Source organism: Prevotella sp. oral taxon 299 str. F0039 (assembly GCF_000163055.2).
In the GTDB taxonomy this organism is placed as follows: Bacteria; Bacteroidota; Bacteroidia; order Bacteroidales; family Bacteroidaceae; genus Prevotella.
In genome coordinates this window covers 1,228,695-1,244,257 of sequence record NC_022111.1, presented here as the reverse complement: position 1 = coordinate 1,244,257, position 15,563 = coordinate 1,228,695, and the positions used below count along the sequence as shown (strand labels likewise).

9 protein-coding genes are annotated in these 15,563 nt (G+C 40.9%); 7 read left to right on the top strand and 2 right to left on the bottom strand.

The features are described 5' to 3' along the window. Positions 1 to 62 precede the first annotated feature (62 nt). Positions 63 to 1,016 carry an alpha/beta hydrolase gene (locus HMPREF0669_RS07845; protein WP_009228007.1) on the top strand — a complete coding sequence of 318 codons (954 nt, stop codon included), beginning with the start codon at positions 63 to 65 and terminating at the stop codon, positions 1,014 to 1,016. Positions 1,017 to 1,581: 565 nt separating this feature from the next. Here the strand turns inward: HMPREF0669_RS07845 and miaB are convergent. Further along, positions 1,582 to 2,907: a tRNA (N6-isopentenyl adenosine(37)-C2)-methylthiotransferase MiaB gene (gene miaB / locus HMPREF0669_RS07840; protein ID WP_009228008.1), complete on the bottom strand. Its 1,326-nt coding sequence runs from the start codon at positions 2,905 to 2,907 to the stop codon at positions 1,582 to 1,584. A 157-nt stretch (positions 2,908 to 3,064) separates the two neighbouring features. Between miaB and eno the strand changes: the two genes are divergently transcribed. From eno to HMPREF0669_RS07815, 4 genes are all read left to right on the top strand, one after another. Then, positions 3,065 to 4,372, top strand: a complete 1,308-nt coding sequence (eno, locus tag HMPREF0669_RS07835) for a phosphopyruvate hydratase (protein ID WP_009228009.1) — start codon at positions 3,065 to 3,067, stop codon at positions 4,370 to 4,372. Positions 4,373 to 4,545: 173 nt separating this feature from the next. Further along, entirely contained in the window at positions 4,546 to 6,933 is a 2,388-nt protein-coding gene (locus HMPREF0669_RS07830) for a glycoside hydrolase family 2 TIM barrel-domain containing protein (protein ID WP_009228010.1), read from the top strand. 492 nt (positions 6,934 to 7,425) lie between these two features. Then, complete coding sequence (locus HMPREF0669_RS07825) at positions 7,426 to 9,078, top strand: beta-N-acetylhexosaminidase (protein ID WP_009228011.1); 1,653 nt, start codon at positions 7,426 to 7,428, stop codon at positions 9,076 to 9,078. Positions 9,079 to 9,507: 429 nt separating this feature from the next. Further along, complete coding sequence (locus tag HMPREF0669_RS07815; protein ID WP_009228012.1) at positions 9,508 to 12,324, top strand: pitrilysin family protein; 2,817 nt, start codon at positions 9,508 to 9,510, stop codon at positions 12,322 to 12,324. A gap of 661 nt (positions 12,325 to 12,985) precedes the next feature. Here HMPREF0669_RS07815 and HMPREF0669_RS07810 read toward each other — a convergent pair. Then, positions 12,986 to 13,396 (bottom strand): DUF3127 domain-containing protein, encoded by a 411-nt coding sequence (locus HMPREF0669_RS07810; protein WP_009228013.1) that lies wholly within the window; start codon positions 13,394 to 13,396, stop codon positions 12,986 to 12,988. Between the two features lie 179 nt (positions 13,397 to 13,575). Here HMPREF0669_RS07810 and dnaN point away from each other — a divergent pair, with 179 nt between their 5' ends. Next, a complete protein-coding gene (gene dnaN, locus HMPREF0669_RS07805; RefSeq protein WP_009228014.1) occupies positions 13,576 to 14,700 on the top strand; it encodes a DNA polymerase III subunit beta in 1,125 nt (374 codons plus the stop codon). A gap of 2 nt (positions 14,701 to 14,702) precedes the next feature. Then, complete coding sequence (locus HMPREF0669_RS07800) at positions 14,703 to 15,560, top strand: 3'-5' exonuclease (RefSeq protein WP_009228015.1); 858 nt, start codon at positions 14,703 to 14,705, stop codon at positions 15,558 to 15,560. Positions 15,561 to 15,563 lie beyond the last annotated feature (3 nt).

Genomic DNA, 15,563 nt, shown 5'->3' with positions numbered 1-15,563 from the left:
AAATGAGTGCCTTTTCATATACTATAATGTGTAACTTTGCCCACAATCAATTGTTTTAGAGAATGAGAAAACCATTTAAAAAGATAACCGTTGCATGCGTTTCGATGCTTTTATTGTTGCTTGTTGCAAGCTCTTTTTTTATGACCAACTATGCTTTGAAAGCCAATTCGAACAGAGCTGAACAGCAACAAGATGCATGGAAGATGATGAGTGAGCGTTATCCCGACCTAAAATGGTGGTTCGACAGCGTTCGACAACATCAACTTTTGCACGACACCACTATCGAAATGCCCTCTAAATATCGTGTTCACGCCTACTATATGCGTGCCCCAAAACCCACAATAAACACCGCCATTGTGGTGCATGGCTACAAAGAAAACGCCCTTAAAATGCTTCATTTGGCAAAGATGTATAGCGACTGGGGCTATAATGTGATGTTGCCCGACCTTTATGCGCACGGCTTGAGCGAGGGAGAATACATACAAATGGGGTGGAAAGACCGATTAGATGTGATGCGTTGGAGCGAGGTTGCTAATGATTTGTTCCGCTCGTCGACCACCAACACACGACAAGTGTTGCACGGAGTGTCGATGGGTGCTGCCACGGTGATGTGCGTTTCGGGCGAAAAGACACCCTCTTACGTTCGATGTTTCGTAGAAGATTGTGGCTATACCGATGTTTGGAGCGAGTTTAAAAGCGAGTTAAAGAATCAATTTTCGCTGCCTGCTTTCCCCTTACTCTATACTTCGAGCTGGCTAAGCGAACTGCGTTGGGGTTGGAATTTCAAAGAGGCATCACCCCTCGAAGCGGTGAAAAGAAGCACAAAGCCCATGTTATTTATTCATGGTGGCAACGATAGTTTTGTGCCAACGCCTATGGTTTACGAGCTATACAAGGCGAAGAAGGGCGTTAAAAAGCTGTTGGTGGTGCCCAATGCCACGCACGCTCGTAGCTTTGCGGTTGCCAATAACGACTATAAAAACACGGTGAAGCAGTTTATTGAGGAACAGAATTGATTTGAGAAGAATCCAATTTCGATTTATGAAGAGCCAATTTTTTGATTTGAAAAAATCCATTTTTGGTTTGAAAAGAGTCAGTTTTCGATTTGAGAAAGAGTCAAATTTCGACGTTAAAAGCTGATTCTCGACTTACGAAAAAGCAGTTTTCTACTTTTTGAAAAAGCTCAAGAAGGCACTCTGCTGGCTCTCTTTTCATCTCACGTATCTCGCTCTTGCTCCACGAACCCTATCAACCAGAATACCACTCTCATAACACTTTGAACAACAATCAATTGCAGTTGTTCTAAAATCTCAATGCTTTTAGTTTGCAATAAGCATAATTTTACACCTCAATAGCAACGCTTTTGCCCACCATTGTCAATGCTTTTGATGAGCGGAAGAAAAGAGATAGAGAAACAAGGAGACAAAGTAAGGAAATAAAAAAGAAGTCGCCCTCTACAAAATAGAGGACGACTTTTATTAATTAGAGTTCGATAATAATAGCGCAAGACAATGCGCTGATTGTCTTTTATCGCTGATTTTTACTTTGAAAAAGTCAACAACTATGCCTCGAAACCGAGGTTTAATCTACTGCTTCGCCTAACAATGTGGCACTGGTAGAGCTGGTTATCTTCACCATTACACGCTCTCCAATGTGGTGATTGCCCTTGTCGAACACCACCATCTTATTCTGTTCGGTGCGTCCGCACAATTGTTCTCGGCTTCGTTTACTTGGTCCTTCAACCAAAACTTCAAACACCTTGCCTTCGTCTTTCTTATTAGAAATAGCCGAAAGTTGGGTTTGTAGCTGAATCATCTCGTTCAAACGGCGTAGCTTAACCTCTTCAGATATGTTGTCGGGAAGGTGCTTTGATGCGTAAGTTCCTGGTCGTTCGCTGTATTTAAACATGAAAGACGAGTCGTAACCCACTGTTTTCATCAACTCAAGCGACATCTGATGGTCTTCTTCTTCTTCGCCATGATAACCCACAAAGATGTCGGTTGAAATGCCACAATCGGGAATTATTTCCTTAATAGCCTTCACTCTGTCAAGATACCACGCAACAGTGTATTTGCGGTTCATCAACTTTAATACTTTATCGCTACCACTTTGCACAGGAAGGTGAATGTGTTTGCACACGTTTGGCTCCTCTGCAATAACACGAAGGGTGTCGTCGCTCATGTCTTTTGGGTGCGAAGTGCTGAAACGAATGCGCATGGTTGGCACTTCACGAGCCACTAATCGCAACAGATCAGGGAAGCTTGTCACTTCTCCAGTCACTTCATTTTCGAATGAATAACTATTGACGTTTTGTCCGAGTAGGGTCACTTCCCGATATCCTTGCTTACAAAGATCACGCACTTCTGCTAGCACACTCTCAACATCTCTTGATCTTTCACGACCTCTTGTGTAAGGAACGATGCAATAATGACAAAAGTTATCGCAACCACGCATAATGCTAACAAACCCTCCTATCTTGCTCAATGCAATACGTTGGGGCACAATGTCTTTGTAAGTTTCTGTTTTCGAGAGTTCTATATCAATTGCTTTACTGCCTGTTTCAGCCTGCGCAATCATATCGGGAAGATTGAGATACGAGTCGGGTCCTGCAACAAGATCAGCGTGATGGTTATTGATTAAATCATCTTTCACACGTTCTGCCATACATCCAAGCACACCAAGAATGAGCTTTCTACCTTTCTTTTGCTCTGCATGTAGGGTGTCTAAGCGGTTGTAAATCTTGTTTTCTGCATTCTCACGAACACTACATGTGTTCATAAAAATAGCGTCTGCTTCGGCTTCATTGTCGCACATTTCGTATCCAGCCATCTGCATTACCGATGCAACTACTTCACTATCTGCCACGTTCATCTGGCATCCATAAGTCTCTATAAAGAGTTTTTTCATTTCTTTTTACCTAATATTACAGCGTACAAAGTTAATAATTTATTTTTAAAGATATATTTTTATACCTAAATGTTGAATGTTCTTCGATAAATAATTGTATCTTTGCACACATATAATAATAGATTTTTTAATTCAATCATTAATAAAATAATTAGCTATGTTAATTGAAAAAGTTCACGCAAGAGAAATTCTTGACTCAAGAGGTAACCCTACTGTAGAGGTTGAAGTTACATTGGAATGTGGTATTAAAGGACGTGCAAGCGTTCCATCTGGTGCATCAACAGGTGAAAATGAAGCATTAGAGCTACGTGATGGTGATAAAGCTCGCTACGGTGGTAAGGGTGTTTTGAAAGCAGTTGAGAACGTTAACACAATTATAGCTCCTGCTTTGGAAGGTCTAGACGTTCGTGATCAACGTGGTATCGACCATTTAATGCTAGAGTTAGACGGCACTCCTACAAAGAGTAAGCTAGGTGCTAACGCTATTCTTGGTGTTTCTTTGGCAGTGGCTCAAACTGCAGCTGCAGCATTAGATATGCCTCTTTATCGTTATATTGGTGGTACAAACACTTACGTTTTACCAGTTCCTATGATGAATATCATCAATGGTGGTGCTCACTCTGACGCTCCTATTGCATTCCAAGAATTCATGATTCGCCCTGTAGGTGCAAGCAATGAGAAAGAAGCAATCCGCATGGGTGCAGAAGTATTCCACGCTTTAGCAAAGAATCTTAAGGCTCGTGGCTTGTCAACAGCTGTAGGAGATGAAGGTGGATTCGCACCTAACTTCGACGGAATTAAAGACGCTCTTGATACCATTATGAAGTCTATCAAGGACGCAGGATACGAACCTGGAAAGGATATTAAGATCGCAATGGACTGCGCAGCATCTGAGTTTGCTGTTGTAGAAAACGGTCAATACTTCTATGATTACAGCCACTTGAAGAACGGTGTTAAGAAAGATCCAGAAGGAAAGAAGCTTACTGCAGAAGAACAAATTGACTACTTAGAGCAACTTATCACAGAATATCCAATCGATTCAATCGAAGATGGTCTTGATGAAAACGACTGGGAAAACTGGGTTAAGCTTACAAATAGAATCGGAGATCGCTGCCAATTAGTTGGTGATGACTTGTTCGTAACTAACGTTAAGTTCTTAGAAAAGGGTATTAAGCTTGGTGCTGGTAACGCAATTCTTATCAAGGTTAACCAAATTGGTTCATTAACTGAAACACTTGACGCTATCGAAATGGCTCATCGTCATGGCTATACAACTGTAACTTCACACCGTTCTGGTGAAACAGAAGATACAACTATCGCTGACATCGCTGTGGCTACAAACTCTGGACAAATCAAGACTGGTTCATTAAGTCGTACAGACCGTATGGCTAAGTACAACCAATTGATTCGCATCGAGGAAGAACTTGGCGCATCAGCTCGTTACGGTTACAAGAAATTGAGATAATCATTATTACGCAAGTAATAAGCAATTATATTCAACAAACAGAAGAGACATCTTGCAAAAGGTGTCTCTTTTTTATTTGCCGATAATCCTATAAATTAGTGAGATATAAGAAAAAAGCATTATCTTTGTATATAATACTCAGAATAACTATAAACAATCATCAATAAATAAACATGAAAGTAGCATTACTAGCAGCATCTCTTGCAGGTTCGTTGTTATGCCATGCGCAAACAAGAAATGAGATTTCACTAAAGAAATGGGATTTTTCTCGTGACAAAGTAAATTGGAAACAAGTTACTGTACCACACGACTGGGCTATTGATGGACCCTTTGATAAGAAGTGGGACATACAATATTTAGCGATTGTTCAAGACGGACAAGAGCGTCCTATCGAGCATACAGCTCGCTCTGGAGGTCTTCCTTGGATTGGAGAAGGCAGCTATAAAACCACATTTAATATAAAGAAAGGCACCAAACACGCCCAAATATACTTCGATGGTGCAATGAGTGAGCCTATAGTGAAGGTTAATGGCAAAGAAGTGGGACGTTGGATGTATGGCTATAACGCTTTCCGCCTCAACATTACACCTTATATTAAAGAAGGAGAAAACAATATTGAGGTGCATCTTAATAACCTTGAAGAGAGCAGTAGATGGTATCCTGGAGCTGGTTTGTATCGTCCTGTGAAGATTATCACTACCAATGAGAGCAGAATAGACGAGTGGGAAACTTACTTCAAAACCGTTTCTGCCAACCACCAAAAAGCTCTTTTAAAGGTAGACACACGCATAGAGGACGGCAATGCACTAAAGAATTTAACCACAAAGATTGAGTTATTAGACGCACAAGGTAAACTAGTAGCTTCTAATCAACAAAAAATCAACCAACAAGGAGCCGCAAGTTTCAACCTCGAAGTAACCAATCCACATCTTTGGGACATCGATACTCCTTATTTATATACCCTCAAAACAATTCTTTTAAAAGGCAAAAAAGCCATCGACCAAACCACAACTAAGGTCGGAATACGCACCCTTGACGTGAGCAAAGAATATGGTTTCCGCCTCAACGGCAAGAGTTTGAAATTCAAAGGCGTTTGTCTTCACCACGACTTAGGCGCATTAGGTGCAGCATTGAATAAAACTGCGGTGATTCGTCAAATCGAAATGATGAAGAAGATGGGTGTCAATGCCATTCGAACATCGCACAACATGCCTTCACAAATGCAGATGGACGTGTGCGACTCGTTAGGTATGATGGTGATGGCAGAGAGTTTCGACGCTTGGAAAGACCTTAAAGTGAAAAACGGCTATGGTCGTATTTACGACGAATGGTGGCGCAAAGACCTCGAAAACCTTATCAAAGGACACCGCAACCACCCATCTATCGTGATGTGGAGTATCGGTAATGAGATTCCTGAACAAAGCAAAAAAGAAGGCACTATGCGTGCTAAAGCCATGACAGAATATTGCCATTCGCTCGACTCAACACGCGCTGTAACCTGCGGAGTCGATGCACCTCAACAAGCAGTAGACTGCGGTTTCTACGATGCATTAGACGTTCCAGGCTTCAACTACCGCATACAACTCTACGAAAAGCTCATCGGCAAACTTCGTCAAGGATTCTTATTAGGTTCTGAAACCACATCAGCTGTAAGTAGCCGTGGCGTTTATAAGTTCCCAGTGACCATCGAAAAGATGAAAACTTACAACGATGGACAATGCAGTAGCTATGACACTGAATTCTGCGGATGGAGCAATTTACCCGATGACGACTTCGCAAAGATGGACGATTTACCTTATGATATGGGTATGTTTATATGGACTGGTCAAGATTATCTTGGCGAACCCACTCCTTATTACTCATATTGGCCATCAAGAAGTAGCTACTTTGGAGCCGTAGACCTTGCAGGATTGCCCAAAGATCGCTTCTATCTTTACAAGAGTGTGTGGAACAAAAAAGAACCAACACTTCACCTATTGCCTCACTGGAACTGGGAAGGTAGAGAAGGAGAAACCACTCCTGTGTATTGTTATACCAGCTATCCATCTGCCGAACTCTTTGTAAACGGCAAGAGCATGGGACGCATTCACAAGCAAGCTAACACTCAATTAGATCGCTATCGTTTGCGTTGGAACGACGTGAAGTATGCTCCAGGCGAAATTAAAGTTGTGGCTTACGACGAAAACGGAAAGCAAGTGGCTGAAAAAACCATTAGAACCGCAGGTCAACCAGCCGTTCTCGATATGAAAGAAGAACGCTCGGTTATTGCAAGTGACGGCGAAGACTTGGCTTACATCACTCTTTCTATGCTCGACAAAGACGGCAACGAGTGCCCAACAGCCAACCAATCTATCAGCTTCACCGTTGAGGGTGCAGGACAGTTTAAGGCTGCTTGCAATGGCGATGCTACCTCGTTAGAACCTTTCACACAACCAAGAATGAAGTTGTTTAGCGGCAAGTTGGTGCTCATCGTACAAAGCAACGGCAAGAAGGGCGACATCATTGTGAAAGCTAAAGCCGACAACGGAATTGAAAACAAATTGGTGCTCAAAGCTCAATAAAAAGTTATTATAAAATAAAAGGGGTGCTTTTGCATCGTAAAAGCAACGACATTACCCCTTAATAACACTGCTTTTGAAGTCTAAAAGCAATCCTTTTAAAGTATCACTCGTGCGCAAAGGCTCGGGTGATACTTTCTTTTTCTACCCAACCCACTTTCTTTTTCCATCTCACTCACTCTTCTTTCCTACCTCACCCACTTTCCTTTTCCACCTTACCAACTCTCACTTTCCACCTCACCCACTCTACTTTTCCATCTCATCCACTCTTCTTTTCTCACATCACCCACTTTCTTATCCCACCTTGCCCGCTCTCTTTCCCCACATAAAAGACCCCCTTTTTCATTTCTTTGCACCTCACCAAGAAGTCAAAGACTGACTATTATCAATCCGTAATACTTAATATACATTAATAAAATAGAGCCCTTCGAACGAAAACAAACTTTATTTTTTACCTTTGTAGAGAACAAGTTTAATCGTAATAACTAAAAAATAATGTTTACAAAAACACTTTCTACTTTAGCACTATGTATGTCTTTGCTCGGTGCTAACGCACAAGTGGCAGATTATAACGTAGTGCCACTACCCCAAAATGTAACCGCACAAAAAGGCAAGGCATTTGTCCTTACCCCACAAACCACTATTGTTTATAATGGAAACGATGAGGCGATGAAAGACAATGCCAATTTCCTTGCCGAATATATCCAAGTTATAACAGGCTTTAAACCAACTGTTTCTACACAGAAAGTGAAGGGAACCAACACCATTTTGTTGGCTCTTAACCCTAAAGTAGCAGGCAACGAAGCCTATACTCTTACTGTAAACGACAAGCAAGTGACCATCGCTGGCTCAACAGCAGCAGGTGTGTTCTATGGCGTTCAAACCCTTCGCAAGTCGCTTCCAATAAGCGAAACTAACCCTAAAACTCCACAAAATCTACAAGAAGTGAACCTTCCTGCAGTTCAAATCAGCGATAGCCCATTGTTTGGATATCGTGGAGTGATGCTCGATTGCAGTCGTCATTTCTTCTCAGTAGACTTCATTAAGCGTTATATCGACATTCTTGCGCTTCACAACGTCAACACCTTCCACTGGCATTTAAGCGACGACCAAGGTTGGAGAATTGAGATAAAGAAATATCCAAAGCTAACAGAAATAGGCTCAAAGCGTAGCGGAACTGTTGTAGGTCACAACTCTGACGTAGACGACAGCATTCCTTATGGTGGCTATTACACACAAGAAGAAGCTAAAGAAATTGTGAGATACGCTCAACAACGTCACATCACTATCATCCCAGAAATCGACCTTCCAGGTCACACTCGTGCACTTTTGGCAGCTTATCCTGAAATGGGTTGCACCCAAGGTCCATACGAAGTGGGTCACAACTGGGGTATATACTTTGATGTTTTGTGCCTAGGTAACGAAAAGATCTACCCTTTCCTACAAGATATTCTCGACGAACTTATCCCAATTTTCCCTGCTCCTTATTTCCATATCGGTGGCGACGAGGCTCCAACAACACGTTGGCAAAATTGCGATCGTTGCAAAGCTCTAGCACAAAAACAAGGTGTTAGCCCTAAACATCTACAAGGTGGCTTTACAAACAGATTGGAAAAATATATCAATAGCAAAGGAAAGAAAATCATTGGATGGGACGAAATTCTCGAAGGAGAAATCAATCCAAGTGCAACTATCATGAGTTGGACTGGCATTACACCTGGTATTAAAGCTGCAAAGGCTGGACACGACGTTATTTTCTCACCAGGCGAGTATGCTTATATCGACCACTATCAAACCAAAGAAATACACCAAGAGCCTAAAGCAATTGGCGGTTACTTGCCAGTTGAAAAAGTTTACAGCTACAATCCACTACCCGATACATTATCAGTAGAGGCTCGTAAGCACATCATTGGCGTGCAAGCCAACCTTTGGACCGAGTATGTTCCCTACGAAACTCAAGCAGAATACATGCTTCTTCCACGTGTTGCAGCACTTGCAGAGGTGCAATGGTTGCCTGTAAACAAGAAAAATTACGACGCATTCCACAAACGTTTAACCCGTTTAGCACGTCTATACGATCGCTACGGCTACACTTATGCACTTCACGCATGGCCCGAAAGATATAATCACCAACGTTCTGATTGGTAATCTTCAAGTATAACATTACTATAATATAATTTACATCTGCTGTTTCCTGCATATTTCTTTTAATAGCAAAGACAGCAGATGTTTTTTATTCCCCTTTTGCTTCCCTCTTAAAAGCATTGTTTTTCGCTCTCAAAAGCACCCATATTGGCATGCAAAAGCAGCTCTTTTTCATCGCAAAAGCATAGCTCCTGCTCTCCTCTAAAAAGTCCTTAACATCACAGCAACGAACATTGGGGGATAATCTATTCACTATCAATGTGTAAAAAGATAAAAAAAACTTCCTTAAAGGATAAAAAAAACACTTTATTATCAATATAAAATCGAAACAACTTAAAATCTTTTACGTATCTTTGTGCCCAATAAGAAGTATTCATTTCATATCGAAATAAATCATATAAATATATATATTTAAAAGTAAGATAATATATCATGATGTTTAAGCAACTCTTTGTGTCAGCATTGTTAATGGTTTCAACAGCTGCACAAGCACAACAACTTCCTAACATACCTGTTGATTCAAAGGTAAAAATAGGAAAATTGAGTAATGGATTAACCTATTACATCCGTCAAAACAATTGGCCCGAAAAGCGAGCAAGCTTCTATATCGCTCAAAAAGTGGGTTCATTGCAAGAAGAAGAAAGTCAAAGAGGACTTGCACACTTCCTCGAACACATGTGTTTTAATGGTACCGACAACTTTAAAGGCAACGACCTTATTCGCTATTGCGAGAGTCTTGGTGTTCAATTTGGTGCCGACCTTAATGCCTATACCTCAATAGACGAAACAGTTTACAACATTTCTAATGTTCCTACAACACGCCAAACAGCCCTCGACTCTTGTCTACTTATCTTGCGTGACTGGGCAACTGGTCTTACATTAGACCCTAAAGAAATCGACCAAGAACGTGGCGTTATTCACGAAGAATGGCGTTTGCGCACCAGTCCTGAAAGCAGAATGTTCGAAAGAAACTTACCTGCTTTATATCCAGGAAGCAAATATGGTCTTCGTTATCCTATCGGTTTGATGAGCGTTGTAGACAACTTTAAATACAAAGAGTTGCGTGACTACTACGAAAAATGGTATCACCCAGACAATCAAGGTATTATTGTTGTTGGAGATATTGATGTAGACCACACCGAAGCTATGATTAAAAAGCTTTTCGAAGGCATCAAAAATCCAGCCAACTTAACCCCTATCGTAAAAGAAAATGTGCCCGACAATAAAGAACCTATCGTTATTGTCGACAAGGATAAAGAGTGCCAAAGCAACTCTGTTATGATTTCTTTTAAGCACGAGCCTTATCCAGAAGCAGAGAAAAACAACATGATGTACACCATAACAGAAACCATTACATCGGCTGCTATGAGCATGTTGAACAATCGTTTAAGCGAAGCTACACTTAAACCAGAATGTCCTTATATTCAAGCAGGTGTAGAAGATGGAATGTATATCTTCTCTAAAACAAAAGATGCGCTAACAATCAACATCGTTCCTAAAGAACCATCACGCACCAACGAGGCAATTACTAACGTGATGAAAGAAGTTAGAAAGGCTGCAGAATTTGGTTTCACAGAATCTGAATTCGCTCGTTATATGGCAAATCTACAAAGCAGTCTCGACAATATGTACAGCGAAAGAGACAAACGTTCGAATGATGCTTTCTGTAAAGAATACTACAAAAATTTCCTTGGAAACGAGCCAATTCCTTCAATCGAAGACTATTATGGCATCATGAAACAAGTTCTTCCAAGTCTATCTGTAGCTGCAGCGAACGAATTGATGGCTGAATTGTTCCCAAAGAACAACGAGAATTTAGTGGCAGTGAGCTTCAACAACGAAAAAGAAGGCGTTGTTTATCCTACCAAAGAGGGTATTCTTGGTGCTATCAATGCTGCTCGTGAGGCTAAAATCGAAGCTTATGTAGACAATACAAAGAACGAACCACTTATAGCAAAAATGCCAAAAGCTGGTAAGATCGTTAAAGAACAAAAGAGCAAACAATTCGATTACACCACTCTTACATTGTCTAACGGTGTGAAAGTGATTTTGAAGAAAACCGATTACAAGAAAGATAAGGTATCGATGAGTGCTGAAGGATTCGGAGGTTCTTCTCTTTACGGTCCTCAAGACTACATCAATTTGAACAACTTCGATGGTGTTATCGGTATAAGTGGATTGGGTAAATTCACCAGTCTCGAACTAACTAAGGCACTTGCAGGTAAGATTGCTAATGCCGACTTGGGTATTTCTGGTAAATATACCAACATGTCTGGATCTGCAACACCTAAAGATCTTGAAACAATGTTCCAACTTGCATACCTCTATTTCACCAATATCACCAAAGACCAAAAGGCTTTCGACAGCATGATTAAGGGTCTTGAAGTGAACTTAAAGAATAGAGAATTGTCTTCAGACGTTGCCTTTGGCGATTCTATCTCAGCAACAGTATATGGTCATAACCCACGACTTAAACCACTATTGCTAGCAGATTTGAACAAGATCAACTACGATCGCATCCTACAAATCGCTAAAGAACGCACCGCAAACGCTGCTGGTTGGACCTTTACATTCATCGGTAACTTCGACGAAACAGCTATTCGCCAATACATCTGCCAATACATTGCATCGCTACCTGCTAAAGGTAAGATCCAAAAGGGACACAAAACAACATTTATGGTGAAGGGCGAAGTAACCAATAAGTTCACTCGCAAGATGGAAACTCCTAAGGCAACAGCCTACATGGTATGGCACAACGAATCGCTTCCATACTCTAACGAAAATGCAATTAAGATCGATATCGCTGGTCAAATCCTCGAAATGGTTTACTTAAACAAGATTCGTGAAGAGGCATCTGCAGCTTATTCAGTTCAAGCAGCAGGTCGTTCAGAATACTCTGAAGACTATCACAACTTCTCATTCGTGGGTTATTGCCCAATGAAACCAGAGAAACAACAAGAGGCTATCGACATTATGATGAAAGAACTTCCTGCTCTTGCAACAACTGTTGATGCGTCTATGCTCGACAAAGTGAAGAAGACTATGTTGAAGAACTACGACAATGCATTGAAAACTAACGGCTATTGGAGCAAGGTTATCTATATGAACCAACGCTATGGATTCGACATTCACAGCGATTATAGAAAACTTGTTGAAGCTCAAACACCTGAAACTATCAAGGCATTCGTTAAAGAATTCTTGAAGAGCAAGAACAGAATATCTGTTATTATGCTTCCACAAGCACAATAAGCAGTAGTTCATTCAACTCTAAAAAATATAAAGTGGCAACTTAACCTCATTGCAAAGGTTGGGTTGCCACTTTTCTTTTGCCTTATTCCATTGTCCCCTTTTAGTTATTCCATCTATCACTTTTATTTGCTCTATCTTTTCTTTTCACTTCTTCCTCACTTCTTTTTCATCTGCTCGCTTTGTCTTTTCACTCGCTCTGCCTGCCCTCTTACATTGCAGTCTCGTTGCCCATTTATTATCTCTTTCGCCTTTCTTTCAAATCCTCACACGCCCCTTGCACACTCATCTCTATTCGGTTGCAAAATAAAAGCTGTGCCTTTATCTCTCAATAACAATGCTATTGCCTCTCAATTTCAACGACTTTGCCGTGTAAAAGCAGTGACATTGCGCACTACCTATCTACAAAGGGATTTTAAGGGGATAGAGAATGAAAATGAGGGACAAAACAATTCGGTTCAAAAGAGATCATCTTTGGAGCAAAAAAAGAACTGCTTACACTTGCAATAAAGCAAATATAAGCAGTTTTTTATTGTTTTTCAGTTGTCTGTTTTCACGACTCTTTGGCTCAAATAGGAACCAGCGTGCGGTTAAGAAAGACTTTTATTTTGCACCGCTCTACCCCATTTAGCCCCTCAGTTACTAACAACCTCGATTCCTTTTATTAGAAAGGAAGGTCGTCGGCACTCTCCTCTTGTGATGCAGGTTGCACAGGTGGGAATGGTGCAGACGATGCAGTTGCTGTTGATTCTGGTTGTGCTGGTGCAACATAAGGAGCACCTGCGCCCATCACTCCCACAGAGTTTGGATCAACTAAACGCACATCAAAGGCTCTGATATTGTTGAACCAGCGACCATTATATTCGTGTGCATCGATGTCGAAAGACACTGTAACTTCTTGTCCAACTTGTATATTAAAACGTTCTAAGCGGTCTGCACCAAACACACCAAACACCATTTTGCGTGGGTATTGGTCGTGAGTTTCCACCACAAAGTCTTGACTTTTCCACTCACCTCTTGCAGAAGTACCGCTTCTTGGTTCAAGAGCTGCAATAATCTTTCCTTGTAAATCCATCTTATTTGTATTCTTTAAAAAATTTAATGCTTATTAATTTCAATAACTATTGAATTGCGAAATTAAGAAAATAGTTTCAATATATAAAACTTTTCCTTTGTTTTTTTGATGTTCAAGATGTTTTTAGTATTTTTGTAGAACATAGAAATTTAAGAAAAACAACATAAAAACATATAGCAATGAAATTCAAATTATCGAGCACTTCTCTCAATAATAGCCTTCAAACTCTTGCAAAAGTTATTGCAAGTAAGAACACTTTGCCTATTCTCGAATCGTTCTTATTCGAAGTAAACGACAATGTTCTCACCATAACAGGTAGTGATAACGAAAACGTTATGCGCACCACTTTGCCATTGTTAGAAAGTGATGGAGACGGAGTAATTGCCATTCCAAGTCGCACAACCCTTGATGTTGTGAAAGAATTGCCTGAACAACCACTTGCGTTCGATATCGATACAAATAATTTCAATGTTGAGGTTACTTATCAAAATGGTAAGTATAACTTCACAGCTCAAGACGGAACAGCCTATCCAAAGCCTGAAGGTGTGAGCGAAGGAACAAGTGTTATCACCATTCCTGCAAACATTTTGAACGCTAACATCACTCGGTCTATGTTTGCAGTTGGTAGCGACGACATGCGTCCTGTTATGAATGGACTCTACTTCGACCTACAAACTACGGGCTTATCTATCGTTGCAAGCGATGGACATAAATTGGTTCGCAACGTCATTAGCACCATAACAGGCGCAACACCAGCTGCTTTCATTCTTCCAAAGAAGCCCGCTACCCTTTTAAAGAACGTACTTCCAAAAGACAACAGCGATGTGGTTATTAAGTTTGGAACCAATTGTGCAGAGATAAACTTTGCAAGTGGAACACTCACTTGCCGTCTAATCGAAGGACGTTATCCTAATTATAGCTCTGTAATTCCAGAGAGCAACCCTAACCAAGTTACCATCGATCGTTTGTCATTGCTAGGTGCTTTGCGTCGTGTTTTGCCCTTTGCAAGTGAAAGCACACAGCTCATTCGTTTCAAATTAGAAGCAGGAAAGCTCGAAATATCATCAGAAGACATCGACTTTTCTACAAGTGCTAAGGAAGCAGTGAACTGCGATTACACAGGAAACAACATGAGCATTGGTTTCAAAGGTGGCTCGATGACCGACATATTAAATAGCCTTGAGAGCGATGAAGTAACCATACAGCTTGCCGATCCCAGTAGAGCTGGCTTGATTCTACCATCAGTTCAGCCCGAAAATGCAGACGTATTGATGCTTCTAATGCCCATGCTATTAAACGACTAATTATGAAATTAAATCTTCAGAGACCTCTCGTTGTCTTCGATTTAGAAACAACTGGACTCGATCTTGTTAACGATCGCATCATTCAAATATCGTATATCAAGGTACACCCAGATGGAAAAGAAGAGCGAGAAAACCTCTTTATCAATCCTCAAAAGCCCATTCCTCAAGAGGTAGAAGCACTCACTCACATCACAAACGATATGGTGAAAGATGCTCCAACCTTTGCAGAAATAGCACAAAAGCTATACGAAAAGTTCACAGGTTGCGACTTTGCAGGTTTCAACTCGAACCATTTCGACATTCCAATGCTTGCCGAAGAGTTCTCAAGAGCAGGTCTTAGCTACGATTTTAGTCGTTCAAAGCTCGTTGATGCACAAGTTATTTTCCACAAGATGGAACGCCGTAACCTTGCAGCAGCATACAAATTCTATTGCGGACGCAAGATGGAAGACGACTTTAACGCCCACCGTGCCGACGAAGATACAGAGGCAACCTATCGTGTTTTGATGGGACAAATAGAGCGATATAGCGCAGAACAGCAAGAAGAAGCAGAACGCATTCTACCCAATGACATTGCTGCTTTGGCAGAATTTTCAACCAATAACCGCAATGTAGACTTCGCTGGACGCATCGTTTGGAAAGAAGTTCTCGACAAAAACAATAAGCCTTTGCTCGATAAAAATGGCGAACCTGTTTTGCAAGAGACCTTCAATTTCGGCAAATACAAGGGACATAGCGTAACAGAAGTGCTCAACAGAGATCCTGGTTACTATAGTTGGATGCTCTCAAGCGACTTCACCAACAACACAAAAGAAGTGCTTACACGCATTCGTTTGAAAGAATTCAACAGCAAACAATAAACA